18 protein-coding genes are annotated in these 23,932 nt (G+C 37.5%); 1 reads left to right on the top strand and 17 read right to left on the bottom strand.

The features are described 5' to 3' along the window. Positions 1–4: 4 nt before the first annotated feature. The 8 genes from GGR42_RS11365 to GGR42_RS11330 form a co-directional block, all read right to left on the bottom strand. Positions 5–760, bottom strand: a complete 756-nt coding sequence (locus GGR42_RS11365; RefSeq protein ID WP_167963982.1) for a rhamnogalacturonan acetylesterase — start codon at positions 758–760, stop codon at positions 5–7. Beyond that, complete coding sequence (gene pelA, locus GGR42_RS11360) at positions 744–2,753, bottom strand: pectate lyase (protein WP_167963980.1); 2,010 nt, start codon at positions 2,751–2,753, stop codon at positions 744–746. Before pelA ends, GGR42_RS11365 begins: the two co-directional genes overlap by 17 nt. 166 nt (positions 2,754–2,919) lie before the next feature. Then, positions 2,920–4,155 carry a glycoside hydrolase family 88/105 protein gene (locus tag GGR42_RS11355; RefSeq protein WP_167963978.1) on the bottom strand — a complete coding sequence of 412 codons (1,236 nt, stop codon included), beginning with the start codon at positions 4,153–4,155 and terminating at the stop codon, positions 2,920–2,922. A gap of 22 nt (positions 4,156–4,177) precedes the next feature. Continuing rightward, positions 4,178–5,413, bottom strand: a complete 1,236-nt coding sequence (locus GGR42_RS11350; RefSeq protein ID WP_167963976.1) for a glycoside hydrolase family 88/105 protein — start codon at positions 5,411–5,413, stop codon at positions 4,178–4,180. Between the two features lie 48 nt (positions 5,414–5,461). After that, entirely contained in the window at positions 5,462–6,454 is a 993-nt protein-coding gene (locus GGR42_RS11345; RefSeq protein ID WP_167963974.1) for a DUF4861 family protein, read from the bottom strand. A 151-nt stretch (positions 6,455–6,605) separates the two neighbouring features. After that, positions 6,606–8,222, bottom strand: coding sequence for a RagB/SusD family nutrient uptake outer membrane protein (locus GGR42_RS11340; RefSeq protein WP_167963972.1), 1,617 nt, complete (start codon positions 8,220–8,222; stop codon positions 6,606–6,608). A gap of 13 nt (positions 8,223–8,235) precedes the next feature. After that, positions 8,236–11,409: a SusC/RagA family TonB-linked outer membrane protein gene (locus tag GGR42_RS11335; RefSeq protein ID WP_245201437.1), complete on the bottom strand. Its 3,174-nt coding sequence runs from the start codon at positions 11,407–11,409 to the stop codon at positions 8,236–8,238. Positions 11,410–11,420: 11 nt separating this feature from the next. After that, the gene (locus tag GGR42_RS11330) at positions 11,421–12,887 is read right to left on the bottom strand and encodes a glycoside hydrolase family 28 protein (RefSeq protein WP_167963968.1); all 1,467 of its coding nucleotides are present in this window, start codon (positions 12,885–12,887) and stop codon (positions 11,421–11,423) included. A gap of 265 nt (positions 12,888–13,152) precedes the next feature. Between GGR42_RS11330 and GGR42_RS11325 the strand changes: the two genes are divergently transcribed. Beyond that, positions 13,153–14,193 carry a LacI family DNA-binding transcriptional regulator gene (locus GGR42_RS11325; RefSeq protein ID WP_167963966.1) on the top strand — a complete coding sequence of 347 codons (1,041 nt, stop codon included), beginning with the start codon at positions 13,153–13,155 and terminating at the stop codon, positions 14,191–14,193. A gap of 4 nt (positions 14,194–14,197) precedes the next feature. Here the strand turns inward: GGR42_RS11325 and GGR42_RS11320 are convergent, their stop codons facing one another. The 9 genes from GGR42_RS11320 to GGR42_RS11280 are packed head-to-tail and all read right to left on the bottom strand — an operon-like array spanning position 14,198 to position 23,930. Next, complete coding sequence (locus GGR42_RS11320) at positions 14,198–15,802, bottom strand: UxaA family hydrolase (RefSeq protein WP_167963964.1); 1,605 nt, start codon at positions 15,800–15,802, stop codon at positions 14,198–14,200. Positions 15,803–15,811: 9 nt separating this feature from the next. Beyond that, entirely contained in the window at positions 15,812–17,257 is a 1,446-nt protein-coding gene (locus tag GGR42_RS11315) for a tagaturonate reductase (protein WP_167963962.1), read from the bottom strand. Positions 17,258–17,269: 12 nt separating this feature from the next. Beyond that, a complete protein-coding gene (locus tag GGR42_RS11310) occupies positions 17,270–18,568 on the bottom strand; it encodes a TRAP transporter large permease (RefSeq protein WP_167963960.1) in 1,299 nt (432 codons plus the stop codon). Beyond that, on the bottom strand, positions 18,561–19,022 hold the full coding sequence (locus tag GGR42_RS11305) for a TRAP transporter small permease (RefSeq protein ID WP_317169681.1): 462 nt from the start codon (positions 19,020–19,022) through the stop codon (positions 18,561–18,563). The genes GGR42_RS11310 and GGR42_RS11305 overlap by 8 nt, the downstream gene beginning before the upstream one ends. Before the next feature lie 8 nt (positions 19,023–19,030). Next, the gene (locus tag GGR42_RS11300) at positions 19,031–19,960 is read right to left on the bottom strand and encodes a TRAP transporter substrate-binding protein (protein WP_167964487.1); all 930 of its coding nucleotides are present in this window, start codon (positions 19,958–19,960) and stop codon (positions 19,031–19,033) included. Positions 19,961–20,005: 45 nt separating this feature from the next. Continuing rightward, the gene (locus GGR42_RS11295) at positions 20,006–20,677 is read right to left on the bottom strand and encodes a bifunctional 4-hydroxy-2-oxoglutarate aldolase/2-dehydro-3-deoxy-phosphogluconate aldolase (protein WP_167963958.1); all 672 of its coding nucleotides are present in this window, start codon (positions 20,675–20,677) and stop codon (positions 20,006–20,008) included. Positions 20,678–20,689: 12 nt separating this feature from the next. Beyond that, positions 20,690–21,730: a sugar kinase gene (locus tag GGR42_RS11290; protein ID WP_167963954.1), complete on the bottom strand. Its 1,041-nt coding sequence runs from the start codon at positions 21,728–21,730 to the stop codon at positions 20,690–20,692. 18 nt (positions 21,731–21,748) lie between these two features. Next, positions 21,749–23,152: a glucuronate isomerase gene (uxaC, locus tag GGR42_RS11285; RefSeq protein WP_167964485.1), complete on the bottom strand. Its 1,404-nt coding sequence runs from the start codon at positions 23,150–23,152 to the stop codon at positions 21,749–21,751. 13 nt (positions 23,153–23,165) lie between these two features. Next, positions 23,166–23,930, bottom strand: coding sequence for an SDR family oxidoreductase (locus tag GGR42_RS11280; protein ID WP_167963952.1), 765 nt, complete (start codon positions 23,928–23,930; stop codon positions 23,166–23,168). Between the last annotated feature and the right edge of the window lie 2 nt (positions 23,931–23,932).

The following is a 23,932-nucleotide window of genomic DNA, read 5'->3' as shown; positions in this document are numbered from 1 at the left end:
GCTTCTATTTCTCTAAGAACTTGGCCAACGGTAATCTCTGGACTCTTAGCTCCTGAACAACCATTTGGGCAACTAAAGTTGCCCCTAAGATAGACAAGTGTGTATTATCCTCTTTTCCTTGAGGATAATAAGGATGCTCACCAGGTCCAAAATGTAAATGCAGTTTTTTTGAATTCTCTAAACCATAAGATTCTTCCATTTGCTCTGTTAAGAATTGTAAGTCTATAAAAGGGACATTTAATTCCCTAGCAACCATCCGAGCCACAAAGGGATATTGGCCATGTGTATCCACCAATGTGCCATTTTCATTAAAATTTCTTCTTACTATGGATGAGAATAAGATGGGAAATGCTCCTTTTTCCCTAGTTTCATTTACAAATCTTGTTAGGTTGGAGTAATAGGCCGTATTGGGGTTGGTGTAACGTTTGGGGTCTTTAATTTTTTGATCATTATGACCAAACTGTATGAGGACATAGTCTCCATTTTTAAGTGTTCTTAAAATTGAGTCCCATCTTTTTTCAAAAATGAAGCTCCGTGTACTTCTACCATTAACGGCCCTATTGTCAATGATAATCTCATTTCCAAAAAACAAGGGAAGCATTTGAGCCCAACCTCTTTCAGGATTCTCTTTAGGACTGGGTTTATTAGCCATAGTGGAATCACCAATGGTATACAGTGTAACTTGAGCGAATATTAAATTACTAAAAAATATAAAACCAAGGACTATTTGTATAGACCAAAACTTATTTATGATTTGCATACCAATCCTCTTTTAATTTATGCCAGGGCATTGCCAAAACTATTTCCTTCCTGTATTTTTTTGCTTCTTTCTTTGAAAGTTGATGGGACCATTTTTCCCTAGCGCTTGGCTTAAAACCTTCACCTTTGTTCTTGTATTCTGCATAAAATGTAGTTTTTCTAGCTTTAGGTTTTGACCAATCATGCCAAGCTTGGGGAATAATATGTTTAGCCATATCACAATTAATAAAAATAGTTTGTGCATATACACGCCATGGTCTTCCCAAGTACACCTTGGTAACATTTTGTTCTGCGGTCAATGAGCAATTTTTAAATACATATCCAAATTGAGTTCCTTTTGGTGTTGATGCAGCAGTGATATACGAATCTTTTTTGCTATGGATTTGACAATTTTCAAAAAACGCTGTTGCGCTTCCAAAAATGAAATCAGTAGTACCTTCTATATAACAATTCCTATAGTATTGTTTTCCGTTTCCAGAAGTATAAAGAGTGTCTTGATTTCCCAATAGGCGACAATTAACAATTGAAACTCTAGTTGAAGAAACAGAAAGAGTCACAGCTTGCCCTTTATCTCCCGAAGTATTGATCACGGTAAGATTTTTGGCAAGAAAATCATCTGCTTCAACTTGAAGAGTTGGCGTATAAAATGTACTATTTCTTCCTTTATCTATTTTGTCAAAATTATCATAAAAGGAAATTATGGTATTTTCCTTGCTCTCGCCTATTAATGAGATGTTAGTGTTCCATTCATGAATTTTTACTTTTTCCTTGTATATTCCATCTTTTACAAAAATAGTTAACCTATCGTAGGGAAATGATTTGGCATCATTAATAGCATCCTGTATTGTTGCAAAATGACCTGTTCCATCCTGGGCAACAACAACATCATATAGATCTTTTTCTGGAAATTCACGTTGTTTTTTAATTCTTTCTTTCCATTTAGGATAATGTTTTAGTACATTTTTAGGTTGATCTGTATACCACCTATATCCCAGCCTACGTTCTTCTCCAATTTCCGAAAGTCGTTGCTTTATAATTCCGTCCCTATCGCAGAAAAAGGGCTCATTATTCTCCAAATTCATAAACCTAGCCCAAAGTGCAGGTGCGTCTTTGGTTTGAATGAGATTTTTAGATATTAACTTTCCTCTGTCATCATACACTCTTTCAATTAGGGTGTTTTTAAGTTTTGAGTCTTCAAACCATTGTACTGCTGCCTCTATAGCTTTTACAATTCTTGGGGTAGGTTTTTCAATGTCCATTAGTAAAAGTACAATAGGAGCAGACTCCTTTCCGCTTAGACTAGGCAATTCATAAGAACGCGCTTTTGCTGGTAAATAGGTTTTAGAATCGTGCTGAGCACACCAGCCTGTCAATTTACCATTTTGCAGGTACTGAGTTTTAAGAATGCAATTAATTCCTTTTTGAAAAGCTACCGCCACTTCTCTTTTTTTATCCTTTGGAATTTCCAATTGATTATAGGGATGATCATTTTCCATTATTGACTTTAAAAGTCGCATTACATTGACCATGGCATCATCATTATAAGTAATATGGCTATAATAACCCTTTCTAAGAGGATAAAATTGGGGCCATCCGCCAGATTCATACTGCGCTTCAAGCAAATAATCAACTCCCTTTAAAAATGCATTTCTAAACTTTTCCCTCTTTTGAAATTTATAAAGTTTAGCTAAAAATATTAGCTCCAAGGAAGTAGCGCCATTATCTATAGTTGCACCAACATCCGTAGTTTTATGCTTTTTTAATTGCTCTACCTTATCCAATGATAATGGTCTGTGCATTTGCTTGTTTTTAGGCCATCCTCCATTATTTAGTTGGTATAAAAGCACATTTTCAACGATCTGCAGGGCTTCCTCACCTGCATACCACTCATCACTTCCATTAAGCACAAGATTTTCCCAAGAATGGTTCAATATTTGTCCATTTAAAGAAAAATGTAGTAGAAAAACGAAACAAAATGTTTTAAGTGAACTCATATTTTTAAGAAAATCTGGCGAATGATATCCTATTACCAAGTAGCCTTACCAATCTTTGCAACATCATCATATGACTTATTAAGTAGATGCATAATGGAATATCTCCAAACGTGCCAAAAACATAGGTCTGTTATTTCAGATATACTAATGAGATGCTTCTTTATACTTATTTATTTAACTCCATAGCAGCAAACATAAAAGGCCCTGTACCCTTAGGGTCATTAGACCTTATGATTTCCTTGACATAATACTCAAAACTACCATCTCTATATGGATTGCCTCCTAAACCGGCAACACCACAACATTTATTAAGATTAATGACTCCATTATCTTCGACCGTAATAAACTGCTCCAAAATACCCTCAAAACCTTTGTCTGCATTTTCCAGATAAGTTTTTGAAATATAACCCTTGTTTGCTCCTTTTGCCAAGGTATAAGTAAACATAGAGGTTCCTGTAGCTTCTAAGTAATTACCCTCCTTTTTTGGAAGATTTAGAACTTGATACCAAGTCCCTGTTACATCTTGATACTTCACAATTGCTTCTGCATAATTTTTTAAATAGCCAATAATACGCGCTCTACCTGGATGGCTCTTAGGTATATAATCCAAGACATCCACTAAGGCCATTCCATACCAACCCATACCTCTGGACCAAAAATTTGATGAAAGACCTGTATCCTTGCTTGCCCATCGCTGCTCACGACTTTCATCCCATCCATGAAAATACAATCCAGTATCAGAATCTCTATTATATTTTTCAATCAAATCAAACTGAAGAACAATCTTATCCATAATTCTTTTGACCTCATCATCTTCTATGAATTCCAACGCATATTTAGCATGAAAAGGCTCTGCCATGAAAACACCATCCAGCCACATTTGGAAAGGGTAAATTTTCTTGTGCCAATACCCCCCTTCAGAGGTTATCGGCTGTCCTTCCATTTGTAAATGAAGAGTATCCATAGCCCTCCTAAATCGGGGCTCTTTTGTTTTTTCGTATAAATAGAAAATTGCATCACCAGATTTAATCATATCCAGATTGTAATTCTTTAATTTATAGGTGTGTATTGACCCATCTTCTTCTATCATTCTATTGCCATAATCATAGATATAGTCATATAACTTTTTATTTTTGGTTTGCTCGTACACTTTGGCCATTCCTTGCAGTACAAGTCCATTGGTATAACTCCATCTGGGAGTATCCCTAAAGTCCAATAGCGTAGGGTCTGGAAAACGGTGTATTTCTGAAAGGGCCATACGCTCCGACCATTTTAGGTCTTTGGACACCAACTGTTCTTCAGTTTCCTTATTTTGAGTTTTTTCAGTCTTGATCTCCTTACAACTAAATGTAAAAGAAACCGTAAATAATAAACTTAGAAACCCTTTAACAAACTTATTCATTGCGCTTTGATTTGTATTGGTGTTATTTATTAAGTTGATTTGCTGCCAAAATAAATGGCCCCAATCCATGGAGGTTATCGGTTACAATTGGCTCGCTTATATAATATTCAAAGGTACCATCTCTATAAGGGTTTCCTCCCAGCCCCGCACTTTTACAGACTTTATTAATATGAATTTCCCCATCCTGATCCACCTGTATAAATTCTTTTAAGATAGCGCTAAAGGTAAGCTCTGCCACCATATTAAAATTCTTAGACAAATACCCTTTTTTGGTGCCTTTGGCAAAAGCATAGGCAAACATACACGACCCCGATGATTCCAAATAGTTTCCCTCTCTATCTGGTAAGTTAGTTACCTGAAACCAAACTCCAGACTCATCTTGAAATTCGACCAAGGCTTTTGAAAGGTCATTTAATTGTTGGATTAACACTTTTCTCTTTGGATGGTCTTTAGGGAAAAAATCCAGAACATCGACCAAAGCCATCATATACCACCCTAATGAACGTGACCAAAAGTTAGGAGATTTACCTGTTTGTTTGTCGGCCCAACGCATTTTTTTACTTTCATCCCAAGCATGCAATAAAAGCCCTGTATTACCATCATACGTTTTTTTCCAAATCAATTCAAATTGATGTGCAATGTCATTTAGCTTATCCTCATTTTCAAAACGTGAATTGAATTCCGCATAAAAAGGAGCTCCCATATAAAGACCATCCAACCACATTTGATGGGGATAAATTTTCTTATGCCATAATCCATCGGAATTCGTCCGTGGATGACCTTCTAGTTGTTCTCGCAATGTTATTAAAGCATTAAGATATCTGTCTTCTTTTGTCTCATCATATAACCAAAACAACATTTTACCCGAATTGACCATATCAATATTATACTCTTCTTTATTATAACCGGCTATATTTCCATCACGATCAACTATTTTATTGGTATAATTCTTAACATAATCAAGATATTTGGCATTCCCAGTTTTCTCATAAAGTTTTTGAAAAGAGGTACAGAGCAACCCTATTTTATAATTCCATTTGGGAATGGAATCATTTTCTGTTTGCCAAATCTCTGGATTTCTTTTCATGATAGACAATGCCATGCGTTCAGACCAAGGAATTGTATCTGACACGGTCAATGGCATTTCATCAGATATATTGGCATTTTCCTTTTTAATTTGTCTACAGGCCGTTATGTAGAACATGTATAATGAGAAGATAAATAGTATTGAAAATCCTCTTTTTAAAATATTGGCCATTACTTGGATATTTTCTTTATAAATCAACCATTTAGTATTCTAAATGCTCTAATAAACTGAGTTTAAATTATTAAGCTCATCTTTTAAATAGGAAAGAAATCCCTCTTTTGTCTTAACACCATTCTTTTCACCCTCCCAAACAGCACCAAACCTATATGTAATTGATTCCTCTGTTGGTTTGAATAAAAGTAAGTGATCATACGCACCATCCACTAGGGATATTACTTCGTCTTTTTTATAAAAAATAACCATACCTAAATTGTCGGGCACTAAAGTTTGCTCACCATAGGTTGCAATATATCCCCACTCACTATTGCCTGCATTATCTACAATTAAATCTACCCCTTCTGACTTAACAATGCCAGTCACCAGACCTTCTACACTTTTTGAAGTGGACAAAACTGTCCTTGTCATTCTTGAATCTGGTTTGATAGAGAGGGAAACATCTAAATCAGTTTTTATATCTTCTGTTGCCCATCCATGATACCTGATGTTAACGCCAGACGCCTTTTTGTTGTTATTGACTTTAATATAAGTGGAATCTACGTTTTGAAAATGATGGACACTATCAGCCACTAATCTTCCATATGAACCCAATCCCAGTGCTTTTCCAACCTTTAAGATATCTTGACCCCACTTTTGTTTTTCGTGATAGCTATCAAACCCATCTTGACCAACTTGGTCCAGAACAATACTGTCTGTGATTTTACCAAAAATATCTATAGCATTACGCCAATCTAAGTAAAGACGGTAACCTACTTTGTTGCTCTCCCAACCGGGTCCTTCATAACGAAGGTACCATGAATGGTCCGTATGTCTCTTGGGCACCCAAAGTTCATCTACGTTTTTAAATGATGTGCCTCCCTCGTAAACCCTTTCTTTCCATTTACCACCTTCCGCAATGGATAACTCAGCATAGGTTTTTAATACTATCGCTGTGCTGTCCTGAACATTTGTATCTGTTCCTATTTCCTTTTTATTTTCTTTACAGGCGGTCAGCACCACAATGATAATGCTGGTAATCAATATTAGTTTTTTCATTATTTCTCAATGTAAAATTCTTCTTTCAATTTAAAATTAAACAAAAAGAGGTCCGTATAATCACAGACCTCCTCTCTCTTTGAACTACTAACTCAAAATTAATTTTTAAAAATGATTACTAATTTTTTTGGTTATGTGTTTAGTACAGTTGTTAATTGTATGCCGGGTTTTGAGGAAAATTTTTATTTCCATTTAAATCCAATGCACTCTGTGGAATAGGTCTCAATATTTTAAGCTCGCCACCTGTTCCGGCAAAATTGGATTCTTCAATCAAAGGGTGGTGCATTGAGGCTCTTTCAACTAATTTTCCTGTACGTTTTAAATCAAACCAACGATGATACTCGCCAAATAACTCTCGTGCACGTTCGTCTAAAATATAATCAATATCAAAATCCGTCAAAGTTGCATCCATTACCCCTGCTCTTTGTCTAACAACATTTAACCTTTGAAGCCCTATAGCAGCTTGGCCGGACATTAAATAAGCTTCTGCAGCTACTAAATAAGTTTCTCCCAAGCGTGAAAGCACAATGTCCCTTGTACTGGTTTCGGCTCCATAGGGCGCAGATGGGTCATCAAATTTTTTAAGCGGAATGGTTTCCCAGTCACCACTAACAACCTGGGCATAAGTAGTTTCATAAGAGTGATATTCAAAATCCGTATTTTGAACAATAGAATTTACATAAGCCGCACTGTCTGCAGGAGTAAACCAATAAGGCTCATAAAACTCACTGATTCCCTCACCACTTAAGTCATCCGTTACATGTTCCAAATAATATGGTTTATATACTTGTGTCATAAAACTTCCTTCATACCTTTCATCATCTTCAGTGAACAATCTTAAGGCAAAATCAGTTGCCAACAATGTATATGACCTATTGGGTGCATCTCCTGCAACTTCATTTCCGCCCATATATGGACCAAAGAAAGTAGCTTGTTGATTACCCAATTCTGTAGGGTCTGAACTAATAGATCCTGCCGAATATTTGACAGAAAAAATGACCTCTTCATTTGATTGGTTTGAATAATCCCACAAATCTGCAAATGAAAGGTTTAGACCCTGACCTCCTATAGCCTGATCCGCAAAATCTGCAGCCATGCTAAAATCAGTTGGCGTACCAAAAGATTCATAACCTCTTGTTAAATGGACTTTTGCCAATAGATGTAGAACAGCTTTGCGATTAACTCGGCCATCACCTGTACCAACACTCCCCAGCGCATCATTTAAGTCCTGAAGAATTAAGTCATAAACGGCTTCTGCACTATCTCTATCAAATTCAGTAACAGGACTATCAATCAAATCATCCACTAGTGGCACACCCCCATAAGATTGAACCAATAAAAAATAAGCATTGGCCCGTAAATACTTTACCTCGCCAACACGCGCAGAAATATCTGGAGTCTGCTCAGTGATATCAGAATAAAATATTGCTGTGTTTGCCTGTCTAATTGCTTTGTAGGCATTTATATAAATAAAATCCACATCTTCCGATGCTGGGTTTAATTGTGTATATTGGCTAAGACCTATAGGTTCAGCAGCCCGTCCACTGCCCTCTGCATAAAGATCAGTTCCAGCACTAAACATATAGGGCCTTTCACCATATATGTCGCGAAGTCGAGAATAATTGGCATTAATTAAACTTTCGAAACCGTCCTTAGTTACATAGAACTCCTCAGCAGTACCGAAACCTTTATTATCTACTTCAATAGTATCTTCGCAGGATGTTAGAACAACAGTTGCGACAAATAAGGATATAATAATTCTTTTCATGATTTCAAGCAATTTATAGTTTAACATTCAATCCTAATTGGTATGTGACAGTAGAAACCCTACCAACACCTAGAGAAGCACTCGCCGTTTCCGGATCATAACCCATATAATCTGTAAAAACAAATGGATTTAAGACATTGGCATAAACTCTTAAGCCTTTAAGATTAAGCTTATCCAGGATATTATTTTCGAAATTATATCCAAGGGCAATATTCTTCACCTTGACAAAGGAGGCATCAGCGTAGTAGCCCACCTGGCTCCCACGCCAGTACTGCCCTTGATTTCTGGGCTGAGGATATTCATTAGAAAACTGAGGTGTCAATCCTGCACCATTATCTGGTACATACCAAGAAATATTTGCTTTTTGCCTACCCCTATCTCGTGTATCGGTAAAATTTGCACGCCAAGGGCTATAAGTAAACACTCCCTGATTGGTAATCATAGAAGCAGAAATGTCAAAATTCCCCACTCGTAATCTTGTAAAAAGACTTCCTATCCAATCTGGATCAACAGATCCAAGTATAACACGGTCGTTTTCAGGATCAATTACTCCGTCACCATTTAAGTCCTTAACCTTAGCCTGTCCCTCTGTTTGGCCAAAAGCGGCGGCCTCATCTCGCTCATTTGCCTGCCAAATACCATCAAAAACATAATTATAATTGGAGCGATTATTATTTTCTCCCCTAACACCAATTGACTCACCAATGAATAAACCATTCCCAATATCATCAACTTCAGATTGTCCGTTTATTGATTCAATTGTATTATCATTATTTGTATACGTTAAAGTTACATCCCAAGAAACTAAATCTGAATCTATGATTTTTGTATTAAGAATTGCCTCAACACCCTTATTCCTAATTGAACTTGCATTATCTAGAATACCACCTTCTATACCAACCTCTATAGGAAGTAGTCTTCCAAAAATTACGTCTTCCGAAAGACGATTATAAACATCAACGCTACCATTGACCCTATTGTTAAAAATTCCAAAATCCAGACCAACGTTCCACTCTTTGGTTTTTTCCCATGTTAAATCAGAATTTGCTAAGGAAGACGGTACAAATCCTGTTACTGCCCCATCAATATCATAGAATAATTGATCATTTAAAATATTTAGGGTTGGGTAAGGAAAATCACTACGATTAAATGCATTGTTTCCTGTAAAACCATAACTGGCCCTTAATTTTAAATTTGAGAAAAGACTTTCATTTCCTACAAAATCCTCATTTGAAATCCTCCAAGCTACAGCTGCCGAGGGGAAGAAATCCCATTTGTTTTCATCACTAAACAAAGAATACCCATCCCATCTGTTCGCTAAAGTTAAAAAGTATTTTTCTTTATAATCATAATTCAATCTTAATGCATAAGAACTTAATGATTCAGCTAAATAACCAGAATTTACTTGGAAGGTAGATTGTGCACCAGAACCCAAGTTATAAAATTCACTTTCAAAAGAAAGGTTACGGGCAGATGAGAAACTAGATTCAATTCTTTCAGAAAAAATACTTTGTAGAATTAAAAACTTGAAATTATGGTTCTCGTTAAATGTCTTAGTGATATCTATTTGGTTATCCCATGTATAGTTAAAATTACTTCTTTTGTCAAGATCGGCAAGGGGTTGGTTGCCATTACTTAGGCCCTCATTAGTTTGTGTTCCCCAAGATCTACCTCTTCTTCTATGGTCATATCCTGATGAAAAAGTGGTCCTAAATGATAGCCAATCCAAGAAATTGTATTGCATGAATACATTTCCCACTATGTTCATTCTTCTTATCTCATCCGAAGCATTGGCAATCTGCAAAAGAGGATTATATGTGCTGGTCTTATTGATGGCATAATCTCCAGATGTTGGGAAAACCAACTTGCCAGGTTGATTAAACAATTCAGTGGTTTCGTTTCCACTATCATCAATCGCAAATGGGCTTAAAAATGGGTTCAACCGAAATGCCTCTTGCATGGCATTGCTGCTCCCACGCTCATTAATTGTTTGCGTTAAAGTGATATTTGCTCCAAAAGAGAACTTATCGTTAACATTATGGCTCAACCCTGTTTTTAAGGTATATTTATCTAATTCTTCATTTAATATATTACCTGTTTCGTGTTGATAGCCCAACCCTAGATTATAGGCAACACCATTCTCCGATCTACCATTAATGTTTAGATAATTATTTTGTTGAATAGCACTGCGCAATACGGCATCATACCAATCGTATGTATCGTTGGCATCAAATCGCCTTCTTAATATTGTGTTGGATCCTCCTACAACAGTGCCTTCCAAAGTTGCAGCATCAATATCCATTGGATCCCCACCTATTGTAGCCAAATAAGCGGATTGATGATAATATTGCCAAGTAGGACCATCCATTAACTCTGGCAAACGTGCCACTTCCTTAATACCTACAAAGGAATCAAAACTAACATTAAATCCTCCTCTAGCAGAAGAACCACTTTTAGTTGTCACAATGACCACTCCATTAGCCCCTCTAGATCCATAAATAGCTGTTGAAGAAGCATCCTTTAAAATATCTATTTGCGCAATATCTTGAGGATTTAGAAAGTCAATATCATTTACAGGCGCACCATCTACCACAAATAATGGACTACCATCATCCAAGAATGAGGATTGACCCCTAATCTGAATATCAAAGCCGTCTCCAACTCTACCCGTATTGGAAGAGATTTGAACACCTGCGATATTACCTTGAACTGATTCAATGGGGTTTGTAAAATTACGCTCCGTTAGCGCATCTGAGTCTATGCTGGCAACTGCACCTGTCAAATCAGACCTTTTAACTGATCCATAACCTACCACTACAACTTCATCAAGACCTTGTAAATCCTCTTTAAGTGTGATATTAAATTGAGTACCTCCATTTACCGCGACTTCTTGGGTAGCAAAACCAACATAGCTAATTACTATAGTGGCATTGTCCGTTGTCAATGTCAAAGTAAAGTTCCCATCAAAATCGGTTTGTGTACCATTAGAAGTTCCCTTTTCAATGATGCTGGCGCCAGGAAGAGGATCATTATATGTCCCATCCAAAACGACACCTGTTACCGTTGAACCCTGCTGTGCAAACACATTGCCCCCTACTAAAAGGCAGAATGCGAATGCAAGTATTGAAACCCACCGTGCGAGTTTTGGTTCTAAAGATTTTGTTTTAGTCATAATCTTAAATTGCATTTTTTAGTTAGTTAATTGTTAATTGAGTTATTCATCAATTGTCCATTGATGAATGTGTTTATAAAATTCACATGGGTAATTCCTTTCATAGAATATGAAGAATCCGCTTTTTGTATGATCACATCTTTTAACACAACCCGCTCTATAGGTTTTTCATCATAACCCTGAATCAAGATACCATACTTGCCACCATTTTCAGCTTGCACATTCTCCAAAACAATATTTTTGACCTCTGGCATATAATCTCCCTTTTGAGCCCCATATATGCCATAGAAAAGATTAATTTTTAACACTGCCTCTCTTACCTGGCCCACCTTAAGGTTTCTAACGAATACGTTTTCTACAAATCCTCCTCTTTTAGTATTGCTTTTTATCCGAATAGCCCTATCTAAATTAGGACTGTTCATCTCGCAGTTTTCAACAAAAACATTTTTTACTCCGGCTGAAATTTCGCTACCCATAACAACACCACCATGTCCATCAATCATTTTACAGTTCTGAATAACAATATTTTCGCTCTTTATGTTAACTCTTCGGCCATCTTCATTTCTTCCAGATTTAATGGCTATACAATCATCACCAGTATTGAATGTACAGTTCTTGATTAGTACATTTTTTGAATATTCAGGATTACAGCCATCGTTGTTTGGACCATGACTACTAATAGTTACACCGTCCACTATAACATTATTAGATCTAAAAGGATGTATGGACCAAAAAGGAGCATTAATAATAGTTACACCTCGTATAAGTACATTTTCACATTCAAAAGGCTCTATAAAAGTAGGCCTTAGGTATTCCCCTTCACCAAAGACCCTTTCATCCACAGGAACGCCTTTTACTGACATGTGATTTTTTAATTTTTCCAAGGAACTATGCTGTTTTGGCTGGCCTTTTTTCCACCCATACGTATCTTTTCCACACCAAGGCCACCAGTTTTCAATGCCGGCCTGGCCATTTAAAACACCTTCACCAGTGATAGCTATATTAGATTTTCCCTTAGCATAAATCAAAGGGGAAAAATTTATCAATTCTGTCCCCTCGTACGAAGTATTAACAAGAGGATAATCACCATGGTCTTTACTAAATAAAATCTCTGCTCCCTTTTCTAGATAAAGATTTACATTACTTTCCAAATGTATTGGTGCCGTTAAATATTTACCACTAGGAACAAGCACTTTCCCACCACCTTCTTCTGCACACTTTTGAATAGCCCGCATAAAAGCATTTGTATTCATTGTCCTTCCGTCACCAATTGCTCCCCAATCTATAATACTATATATTCTGTCTGGAAAACTTGGCTCAGTTATGGAGGCAACTATTTCATCCTTAAGCAACCATTCTTTTGAAAAATCCAGGGACTCTTGTTGTCCACAAGAATACAGACAACATAAAAAAAGTAATACACAGCTCACTTTAAGCTGTATGTTAAAAGCCCGAGAACTAGTAAACCAAATAGTTAGGTTGGAATTTTTCATTCAATATATTGTGTAATCGATTACGCAATAATACTAATTAAATGCTAACATTGAAAATTTAAATGCCAAAAAAATGAATTTTTAACAAAAAAAGAGGGGGTAAGCTTATTTAATACATAATTTTTGAGCCAAAAACTTGTCTTTTTAAACATTGTCCTGCGAAATGAACCTAAAATTGATTAAAAATGGTGAAGTATAGTAATCGGTTACGCAATTTTTATATATTGTGGTAGAAATGGCTTTTAAAGTCAATCTACAACCGCTTATGAAGGGTAAAACAACAATCTACGACATTGCAAAAAAATTAGGGATTACGGCCGCTACTGTTTCAAGAGCCCTTAATGACAATTCCAGAATTAGCAAGGCTACAAAAAAATTGGTGCTTGAAACCGCTAAGGAAATGAATTACGAACCAAACAAGCTAGCTTTAGCCCTTAAAAAAGGAAAAAGTAACAATGTGGGGGTTATAGTACCTTATATAAACAGGAATTTTTTTTCCAGTGTTATTCGAGGAATTGAAGAGGAGCTTTACCCTAAGGGTTATAATGTTATTATAAGCCAATCACATGAATCTGAAGAACGTGAAAAAGAGATTGTGAACAATTTAATGAATGCGCAAGTTGAAGGAATTTTAATGTCACTCTCCAAGTCAACAAATAAAACAGCTCATTTTAATCAAGTGCTAAGCAAAAATATTCCATTGATTTTCTTTGATAGAAGCCTAAATATTGCTGGTGTAAGCTCGGTTACCATTGATGATTTCCAAGGAAGTTACAAAGCCACCCAGCATCTAATTGGACAAGGGTGTAAAAGGGTTGCCCATATGACCGTTGGCAAGGAGTTGGGGATTTATCGGCAACGTTTTGATGGCTACAAACAAGCCCTTGAAGATAACGACCTCCCTTTTGACGACAACCTAGTTGTTGAATTAAAAAGTGATATTGAAGAAGGAAAACAGGCAGCCCAAAAGTTAATGAATCTTCAAGATCCTCCAGATGCTATTTTCTCATCTACTGACCATGGTGCACTTGGCGCCATTAAATGGCTTCAAGGCAATGGGTACAGTATCCCTGATGATGTGTGTGTAGTAGGGTTTAGTAATGAACCTTTTACACAGTTCATGGAACTATCCATAAGTTCTATAGATCAATCTCCCCTTGAAATGGGAAAAATGTCCGCAAAGGTGTTTTTAGAACAAATTAAGGACAAGAAAGTAAAAATTGAAAAGAAAGTCGTTCTATCCCCAAAATTAATTATCAGGGATTCATCATCCAAACACATAGTGCCGAATAAAAAGGCTAACTAAATAATCACAGAGAAACACCTCTTTTCCAAGGAATAAAGTCATCTTGGCCCAATTTATCTGCCTTGGCTACTAGCTCTCCACTGGCAACTTTAATTAAGTATTCCAACAATTCTTCTCCCATTTCTTGAATTGACTTTTCACCGCGAATAACAGGGCCCGTATCAACATCAATGATATCCGGCATTTTTTCAGCTAAAATTGTATTCGAACTTATTTTTACAACTGGAGCTATGGGGTTCCCAGTAGGTGTGCCCAAACCAGTGGTAAATACTACCAAATTAGCTCCAGACCCAACCATTCCAGTGGTACTTTCCACATCATTTCCCGGTGTACACAATAAATTTAGGCCTGGTTTTAAAACAAACTCAGTATAATCCAAAACATCGGTAATAGGTGATGTGCCTCCTTTTTTAGCAGCCCCTGCCGATTTCATGGCATCTGTAATCAATCCATCCTTGATATTTCCTGGTGATGGATTCATATCAAATCCAGAACCTGCATCCACCGCTGATTGTTCATAGGATTGCATTAAACGTAAGAATTTTTCAGCTTTTTCATTATCAACACAACGGTTCACCAACTCCTGCTCAACACCACATAATTCCGGAAACTCGGATAATATGGGTGAGCCTCCAAGGGCGGCAATGACATCTGAAGCATGCCCAAGCGTTGGGTTTGCTGAAATTCCAGAGAATCCATCAGAACCACCACACTCCAGCCCAAGTTTTATTTTTGAAAGGGGTGCTGGCTTTCTTTCCACTTTATTGGCCTCCTTAATGGCGAGAAAAGAATCTTTAATAACCGTGTTAAGCATATTGTCAACAGTACCCATTTGCTGCTGTTCATAAATCAACACAGGTTTCTTGATATTTGGATTGACTTTATAAAGAGCTTCCTTAAAAACATTAATTTGGAGGTTTTGACAACCCAAACTTAGCACAGTTGCCCCAGCCACATTACCATTATTTACATAACCCGCCAATAGTTTGGCCAGTAGCTCAGAATCTTGTCGAATTCCACCGCATCCACCCTGATGGGTAATGAATTTCACCTTAATATTTTCAAAAATGGACTTCTTTGGTTGCTTTTCTTGAATTTCAGAATCTCCTCCAAGTAAACCTCTAAGCAATTGTCTTTGCTCACTTACCTGTTCTACACAAAGCTCTTTTTCAAAAACTTCTTTAAGGCGTTCTATGTTCTTATTTTCACAGAATACCAGAGGAAAAAACAACCAAATATTCTCAGTACCAACTTGGCCATCTTCTCTATGGTATCCCATAAAAATTCTGTTTTCCCATTGGGAAACATCAGGGGGGGACCAATTGAAACTAGTTGTTTTTTCGGTTGTTTTTGAGCTTAGATGCTTTACGTTGTCAATTGTCAAAAGTGCCCCTTTTGGTAGCTTGATGTTTGTTTTGCCAACAAGTACACCATACATAATTATTTTACTTCCTGATTCTAAATCTCCCAGACTAATTTTATGCTTTGCCTTAACATCTGATAAGGGCACGACAGTCTCCCCTTCAAAAATGATTTTGTCTCCTTTGGCTAAATCAGTCAATGCAATGGCCACATTGTCATCCGGATGTACTTTTATCAATTTCTTCATATGGTAGACTTAAATACTTTGTTTAAATGCTTCGAAACCATCTTCTATTCCATGTAATTCTATCAAATTTAGACCTACCAAAACTGCATCCTGAAGGCCCTTTACTTGGGTTAAGTCCGTATCCCAATATAATTTGTTGGAAAGAACTTCCCGAACCAAATTTTCAACATCATTGGTCGCCCATAAATTTATAAAATAGTCCATAATTCCCTTATCATCATTTACTGCTAATTGCTTTCCTTTCCACTCCCCTTTATAGAATCTAAGTAAGCAAGCAAAAGCAAACGTTAGATGCACAGGAAGTTTTCCGTGCTGTTTTTGAAACCGTAGCAAACTTGGCAATACCCTAACCTTAAACTTTGAAATGGAATTTAGGGCAATACTGGCCAACTTATGTTTTATGAAAGGATTACGGAACCTATCCAAAATGGCATGGGCAAAGTCTTCCAATTCCTTCCTGTCCAGTTCCAATGTTGGAATAATTTCTTCAAATATACTATTGAACACAAAGGCGCCCGTAAATTGGTTGTCCACGGTCTCCTTCACCGTTTCATTTCCAAAAAGCAAAGAAAAGGGAACCATACTTGTATGGGCACCATTTAGAATACGCACCTTTCTGGTTCTATATGGCTGCATGTTCCTAACAATTTTAACATCCAAATCCGTTTTATGAAAAGGCAACTTGGCCTTTAATTTGTCATCTCCCTCAATAACCCATAGGAAAAAAATTTCCGAAGTAACAATTAGGTTGTCTTTGTACTCCAATTGAGCATTATAAGCATCAATTTCATCTTTTGGGTATCCTGGTACAATTCTATCTACCAAAGTGTTATGAAAACTGTTTGATAAGTTTATCCATTGAACAAAATTTTCTCCCAAATCCCACAATGCCGCATATTTTAGTATTATGGACCTTAAAGTGTCCGCATTATAATTAATTAGCTCGCATGGAATTATGGTCAGTCCCATATTTGCATCACCTTTAAAATATTTAAACCTTTCATATAACAAAATCGTAAGCTTGGCCGGAAATGAATTTGGTGGTTGCATATCCAATCTGTCATTTTCATCAAATACAATACCTGCCTCAGTAGTATTGGATATAACAAACTGAAGCTCTGGCTCTTTGGCCAACTCTGTATACTTTTTGAAATAAACATAAGGATCTATGCCTTTAACTATCGTGTCTACTAGGTGTTTTTCAATCACCTCTTTACCTCTAGCGACCCCTTTGGAAAATAGAGTATACAGCCCATCTTGGTCATTAAGCAGCGATATCAACCCTCGATCTATAGGTTGAACCACTGCAACTCCCGCATTAAAACTGTTTTGTCTATTTAGACAATAAAACGCATAATCTACAAAAGCACGAAGAAAATTACCTTCTCCGAACTGCACTATCTTAATTGGCCTTTTGGCCGGTACTATTTGCGTACTTCTTTTTAGCAATTCCATAAAAATTGTTTATTAAACTCCAAAAACTTTTGGCAACCATAGTGTTAATTGTGGAAAGTAAGTGACCAAAAACAGGGAAACAATCATGGCCAAGAATAAGGGTAATAAAGGTTTTATAACCTTTTCAATAGAGGTGTTCGCTATTCCCACTCCTACAAACAGGACGGAGCCTACCGGTGGTGTACAAAGACCAATACATAAATTAAGCACCATAACAATACCGAAGTGTATAGGGTCCATTCCCAATGAAGTCACTATAGGCAAAAAGATAGGAGTAAATATCAATACCGCCGGAGTCATGTCCATGAACACACCCACAAACAATAATAATAAATTGATTATCAATAGAATAACAATTGGATTGTCACTCAACGACAATAAGGTTGCACTAATATCTTGAGGTATATTCTCATAGGACATTACCCATGACATACTCATTGAAGCTCCTATCAATAACATTACAATAGCCGTTGTTGCCGAGGAATCCAGTAAAATTTCCGGCAAATCCTTCCACTTTATTTCCTTATAAATAAAACCTAAAACCAAGCAATACAAAACTGCAATTGCCGAAGCTTCCGTGGCTGTAAACTTTCCCGAAACGATTCCTCCTATAATAACTACCAACAGCAACAAGCTGGGTACAGCATCAATAAAGGTTTTACCAACTTCTTTTAGGCTACTACGTTTACCTATTTTGTACTTCTTTTTTTTAGCCCAAAAGGAAGCCACGATCATTAGAAATAATCCTGTCAAAATTCCAGGGATATATCCTGCTAGGAACAAAGCTGCAATTGACACCCCTCCACTGGCCAACGAATAGACAATCAATACATTACTAGGCGGGATGATTAAGCCGGTGGTACTTGAAGTAATGTTCACAGCTGCTCCAAATTCCTTGGAATATCCTTCTTTTTCCATTTCTGGGCCTAGAATACTGCCCATTGCCGAGGCAGAGGCCAATGCAGAACCAGCTATGGCACCCATTAACATGGCCGCTATTACATTTATTAATGCCAGACCTCCTGGTAATGCACCTACAACGGTTTTTGCAAAGGCAATTAGCCTATGTGCTACTCCACCCTTGCTCATAAGTTGTCCAGAAAGAACGAAAAAAGGTATCGCCAAAAGGGCAAAACTGTCCAGGCCTGTTGCCATGCGTTGTGAAACAGTAGTGATAGCGGGTAACAAAGGGATGCTCACCAACATGGTGAGTAGAGAAGACATAGCAATACTCCAAGCTACGGGTGTTCCTATCGACAGAAAGAACACAAAACTCAGCACCAATACCAAAACGGGAATATAATCAGCCATTTAAGTTTTTTATAAAATCATTAAACTTGTAATAAATAATCAACAATCCGCTTAGGGGAATAACCATATATACAAAGGCCAATGGTATTTGTAGCGCGGGAGATTTTTGTCCCAGTAAATAACTAATATACACAAGTCTACTACCGCCAATTACCATAGCAAACAGGGCAAAAAGAATAATCAGCACGTATACCATACTCCTCATTCTACGTTGTGTTTTCTTTCCTGATCTGGTTTGTAATACATCAATGGCCACGTGCATTTGTTTCCCAGAAACGTAGGCCGCACCCAAAACCCCAACCCAAATCATAAGATACCTTGCCAATTCATCCGTGAAAGAACTTGGCTCGCCCACTATATATCTACTAGCCACTTGCCATAAGACATTAAGAACCATAATTCCCATGATCACCGCCAAAACCTTACCTAAAACCAAGTCTATTCGATTTCTCACAGTATCAATTATTTGGTATTTCTAATTCTTTGGATAATTTCATAAAATTCTTCATCATCCTTATATGCATCAAAAATCCCATCTACTTTGTCCATAAACTTGTTCTTATCTGGTTTAATGACCTCTACACCAGCTTCAATTACTGCATCCAGCGCTTCTTTTTCGGATTCAGCCCATAATTTTCGCTGATATGGCACGGAGAGGTCTGTAGCCTCTTTCACCCAGTTCTGTTCTTGCTCGGTCAATACATCCCATGATTGGGTGCCAATGACCAAAACATCGGGCAGCGTGGTATGTTCATCCAGGACATAGTATTTACATACTTCATAATGCCTTGACAAATAAAAACTTGGTGGATTGTTCTCTGCTCCGTCGACAACGCCTTGTTGCAGAGATGTGTATAACTCTCCCCAAGATATTGGTGTGGGAGAACCACCGAGACTTCTTACCATATCCATAGCAGTAATACTTTCCATTACACGAATCTTCATCCCCTCCAAATCTGCAGGTGTTTCCACAGGTTTTTCTTTAGTATAAAAACTTCTACTGCCGGCATCATAATAAGCCAGCCCTTTAAGCCGATATTGTCTGCCTTCATCTAGGAGTTGTTGCCCAATATCACTGTCCAACACGTTGAAAGAATGTTGTCTATCCCTAAAAATGAAGGGCAAACCCAAAACTTTCATCTTTGGAGCAAAATTTTCCATAACACCAACAGAAACCTTGGTCATATCTAGACTACCTATTTGCAGAAGCTCTAGGCATTCACGCTCCGTACCCAACTGCTGACTGGGATAAACCTCAATGGTCATTTTCCCACCCGAAATTCTATTAAGGTCCTCTCCCATTTTTACCATTGCTTTATGAACTGAATGATTAACATCCAGCCCATGGGCAAGTTTGAGCACCTTGACATCCTTTTGTGCACAACCAAACATGAACAAAACCAAAATTGGGTAAACAAATAGCCTAAATTTCACGCCTTAATTATTTCGAATATTATCTATTAAGCCCAATGTTTCCTTGACTTTACTTTTTAATCCCTCAAAATCCTTACTTGCTAAGATATCTTTTGAAATTAGCTTGGAGCCCATTCCAACGCAGGTGACACCAGCATCAAACCAAGCCCTCAAATTGCTTTCTTCGGTACTCACTCCGCCCGTGGGCATAATACTTGTCCAAGGTTGGGGCCCTTTAATTGCTTTAACAAACCCAGGGCCATAAGTTGAACCAGGAAACAATTTTATGATTTCAACACCTAATTCTTCGGCCCTGTTAATCTCAGTAAGACTACCACAACCTGGTGAGTACATTACTTTTCTTCTGTTGCATGTAAGTGCTATATCCTCACGCAATGAAGGGGTAACTATAAAATTGGCACCCATTTGTATAAAGAGTGATGCGGCGGCAGAGTCGGTTATTGACCCGACCCCCATGACCATTCCATCCAATTCTTCCAAAGCATATTTATTAAGCTCAGAGAAAACTTCAAAAGCAAAATCACCTCTTGCCGTGAACTCCATCAACCTTGCACCTCCTTCATAACAGGCTTTAAGAACTTTTTTTCCCAATTCAATATCGGGATGATAAAACAAGGGCACCATACCTGTTGCATTCATGGTATTGGCCACTTCTATTCTTGAATACTTTGCCATAGTTGTATATAATTATCGTGACACTCTACCTGAAGCATCACCTCCCATTAATTTTTCCACTTCAGACACTGTAGCCAAATTAGCATCTCCTTTAATAGTATGTTTTAAGCAAGATGCTGCAACGGCAAAATCCAATGCTTTTTGATCATCATTGGACCAAGTCATTAATCCATAAATTAATCCGCCCATAAAAGAATCGCCTCCGCCTACACGATCAACAATATGTGTAATCTGGTATTCGGATGATTTAAACATGCTTTTACCATCATAAAGTACACCAGCCCATGTATTATGGGAAGCCGACAACGACCCTCTTAGTGTAGTGATTACCTTTTTGGCGTTGGGAAATTTCTTCATCATCTGTTTACAAACAGATAAAAAGGCCTCTGCCTTTACATGTTCTCCCTGAGTTGTAATATCCAAACCTTCTGGTTTTATTCCAAAGTGCTTTTCCGCATCTTCCTCATTACCCAAAATAATATCGCAATAAGATGTCAACTCGGTCATTATAGCCTCTCTATCACCACCATACTTCCATAATTTTGCTCGATAGTTCAAATCAGTCGAGATGGTCAGTCCCTTTTTTTTGGCCACTTTCACAGCTTCTATACAGGCATCTGCAGCTCCCTGGGATATGGCTGGGGTAATTCCGGTCCAATGGAACCATTCGGCCCCCTCAAAAACCTTTTCCCAATCGATCATCCCTGGTTTTATTTCTGCCATGGCAGAATGTGCACGATCGTAGACTACTTTACTTCCTCGGCTAACGGCACCTGTTTCTAAGAAGTAGATACCCAAACGGTCACCCCCAAATGCTATATGACCCGTGCCAACCCCTCTTTTTCGCATTTCCATAAGCGCACATTGACCAAGGTCATTTTCGGGTAGTCGGGTTACAAAATCCACATCTATTCCATAATTGGCCAAAGAAACGGCCACATTAGATTCACCACCACCGTAGATCACATCAAAACTATTGGTCTGTGAAAATCTTAAAAATCCTGGAGGGGCCAATCGGAGCATTATCTCCCCGAAGGTTACTGCTTTCTTCATTTTATAGTGTTATTATTTTTAAAATTCAAAATATTCCTTGGCGTTATTGTAACATATGTCTGCCACCATTTTTCCTACCAACTCCATATCGTCGGGCAATTCACCATTTTTCATTTCTTCACCCAACAAATTGCACAGTACTCTCCTAAAATATTCGTGTCGGGGATATGAAAGAAAACTTCGCGAATCTGTTAACATACCCACAAAACAGGATAACAGGCCTATATTTGATAAAGCATTTAACTGCTTGGTTATACCCTCTTTCTGGTCCAAAAACCACCATCCAGACCCAAATTGCATTTTCCCTTTAACCAAACCATCGTTAAAATTACCAATCATGGAAGCCAACAATTCGTTGTCGGCAGGGTTTAGGTTATACAAAATGGTTTTTGCTAATTTATTATTCTTATCCAAGGCATCTAAAAATTTTGATAGGGTTACTGCTTGCGCAAAATCCCCAATAGAATCAAAACCTGTATCGGCACCCAATCTTTCTAACAAGCGGCTATTATTATTTCTAAGTGCCCCCAAATGAAATTGTTGCACCCATCCCCTATTGTGATATTGTTCACCTAGAAACACTAAAAGAGCGGTTTGAAATTTTTCATCATCTTTTGCAGTCAAATCTTTTCCTTGCATTTTCTTTTCAAAAATCACCTCCAATTCCGTATCTGAAGCCTCAACAAAGGGTATATAGTTAAGGCCATGGTCCGATAATCTACATCCATTCTCATGGAAATAATTAATTCTATTTTCCAATGCATCACAAAGTGACTTATAGGTGGTTATCTGAATTTGAGTTACCTTTTCAAGTTCAGAAATATAGGCATTATATCCTTCATTAGCAATCAAAATCGCCTTGTCCGGCCTAAAGGAAGTGCTAACCTTTACACCAAACCCATTTTTAGTTATATTTTGATGATATTCCAAAGAATCTGTTGGATTTTCAGTAGTACATACCACTTCCACATTCATATTCTTTATCAGGTTTTGACAACTAAATTCTATTGAATTCAATTTTTCCGAGGCTTCACTGTAAATTTCAAAAGCTGTTCTAGAAGTAAGCATAGTATCTATATCGAAATAGCGCTTAAGCTCTAGGTGTGTCCAGTGGTATAAAGGATTCCTTAAAGTATAGGGAACTGTTTTTGCCCATGCCTCAAATTTTTCAATATCCGAAGCCTTACCCGTAATATAGTTTTCATTTATTCCCAAAGTCCGCATTGCACGCCATTTATAATGGTCTCCATAAATCCATATTTGAGTTAAATTTTCAAAAATATGATTTTCTGCCATCTGCTTTGGAGATAAATGGCAATGGTAATCTATAATAGGCTGATTTGCTGCATACGTGTGATACAATTCCTCAGCAAAACTATTGTGCAATAAAAAATTATCAGAAATAAAACCGGTCTTTACCATGTTCATTTTTTAATTATCTTCCCATCCAACCGCCATCGACGGTTACAATGGAACCACTCATATAATCACTTGATTTTGATGCCAAGAAAACCACGGGGCCTTTAAAATCTTCTGGCTGCCCCCATCGTCCGGCAGGTATTCGCTCTAAGATAGATTTGCTTCGGTTTTCATTATTGCGTAATGCTTCAGTATTATCCGTTGCAATGTATCCAGGAGCAATGGCATTCACTTGAACCCCTTTTGAAGCCCATTCATTTGACAAAGCCATAGTTAGTTGCCCTATAGCTCCTTTGGAAGCGGCATAGCCAGGAACGGTAATTCCACCCTGAAAAGTCAATAAAGATGCTGTAAAAATAATTTTCCCACTTCCGAGGGCTATCATTCTTGCGCCTATCTCCCTACTCAAAATAAACTGGGCATTTAAGTTTACTTCCATGACCTTGTCCCAATAATCATCCGGGTGCTCAGCTGCTGGTTTTCTCAATATGGTGCCTGCATTATTAACTAGGATATCAATAACAGAAAACTGAGACTTAACTTCTTCAATAAAAGAATATAAAGAATCCCGATTGGAAAAATCACATTGGTAAGCCCTGAATTTTCTACCAATATCAAGCACCCTCTTTTCTATACTTGAACCTGAGGTTTCAAGACTTGCTGAAACTCCAATAATATCCGCCCCAGCCTCCGCAAGGGCTTCCGCCATAGCAAAGCCAATTCCTCTTTTACAGCCTGTGACCAATGCAACCTTCCCTGACAAATCAAACATTTCCTTCATTA

This window comes from Saonia flava, from assembly GCF_011927795.1.
Taxonomy (GTDB): Bacteria; Bacteroidota; Bacteroidia; order Flavobacteriales; family Flavobacteriaceae; genus Saonia; species Saonia flava.
The sequence above is the reverse complement of the archived record's forward strand: the minus strand, read 5'-3'. Positions and strand labels throughout refer to the sequence as shown.

Coding starts and splice junctions, on each gene's coding strand:
- GGR42_RS11365 (WP_167963982.1), bottom strand. CDS start 760: ATGCAAATCATAAATAAGTTTTGGTCTATACAAATAGTCCTTGGTTTT.
- pelA (WP_167963980.1), bottom strand. CDS start 2,753: ATGAGTTCACTTAAAACATTTTGTTTCGTTTTTCTACTACATTTTTCT.
- GGR42_RS11355 (WP_167963978.1), bottom strand. CDS start 4,155: ATGAATAAGTTTGTTAAAGGGTTTCTAAGTTTATTATTTACGGTTTCT.
- GGR42_RS11350 (WP_167963976.1), bottom strand. CDS start 5,413: ATGGCCAATATTTTAAAAAGAGGATTTTCAATACTATTTATCTTCTCA.
- GGR42_RS11345 (WP_167963974.1), bottom strand. CDS start 6,454: ATGAAAAAACTAATATTGATTACCAGCATTATCATTGTGGTGCTGACC.
- GGR42_RS11340 (WP_167963972.1), bottom strand. CDS start 8,222: ATGAAAAGAATTATTATATCCTTATTTGTCGCAACTGTTGTTCTAACA.
- GGR42_RS11335 (WP_245201437.1), bottom strand. CDS start 11,409: ATGCAATTTAAGATTATGACTAAAACAAAATCTTTAGAACCAAAACTC.
- GGR42_RS11330 (WP_167963968.1), bottom strand. CDS start 12,887: ATGAAAAATTCCAACCTAACTATTTGGTTTACTAGTTCTCGGGCTTTT.
- GGR42_RS11325 (WP_167963966.1), top strand. CDS start 13,153: ATGAAGGGTAAAACAACAATCTACGACATTGCAAAAAAATTAGGGATT.
- GGR42_RS11320 (WP_167963964.1), bottom strand. CDS start 15,802: ATGAAGAAATTGATAAAAGTACATCCGGATGACAATGTGGCCATTGCA.
- GGR42_RS11315 (WP_167963962.1), bottom strand. CDS start 17,257: ATGGAATTGCTAAAAAGAAGTACGCAAATAGTACCGGCCAAAAGGCCA.
- GGR42_RS11310 (WP_167963960.1), bottom strand. CDS start 18,568: ATGGCTGATTATATTCCCGTTTTGGTATTGGTGCTGAGTTTTGTGTTC.
- GGR42_RS11300 (WP_167964487.1), bottom strand. CDS start 19,960: ATGTTTGGTTGTGCACAAAAGGATGTCAAGGTGCTCAAACTTGCCCAT.
- GGR42_RS11295 (WP_167963958.1), bottom strand. CDS start 20,677: ATGGCAAAGTATTCAAGAATAGAAGTGGCCAATACCATGAATGCAACA.
- GGR42_RS11290 (WP_167963954.1), bottom strand. CDS start 21,730: ATGAAGAAAGCAGTAACCTTCGGGGAGATAATGCTCCGATTGGCCCCT.
- uxaC (WP_167964485.1), bottom strand. CDS start 23,152: ATGGTAAAGACCGGTTTTATTTCTGATAATTTTTTATTGCACAATAGT.
- GGR42_RS11280 (WP_167963952.1), bottom strand. CDS start 23,930: ATGAAGGAAATGTTTGATTTGTCAGGGAAGGTTGCATTGGTCACAGGC.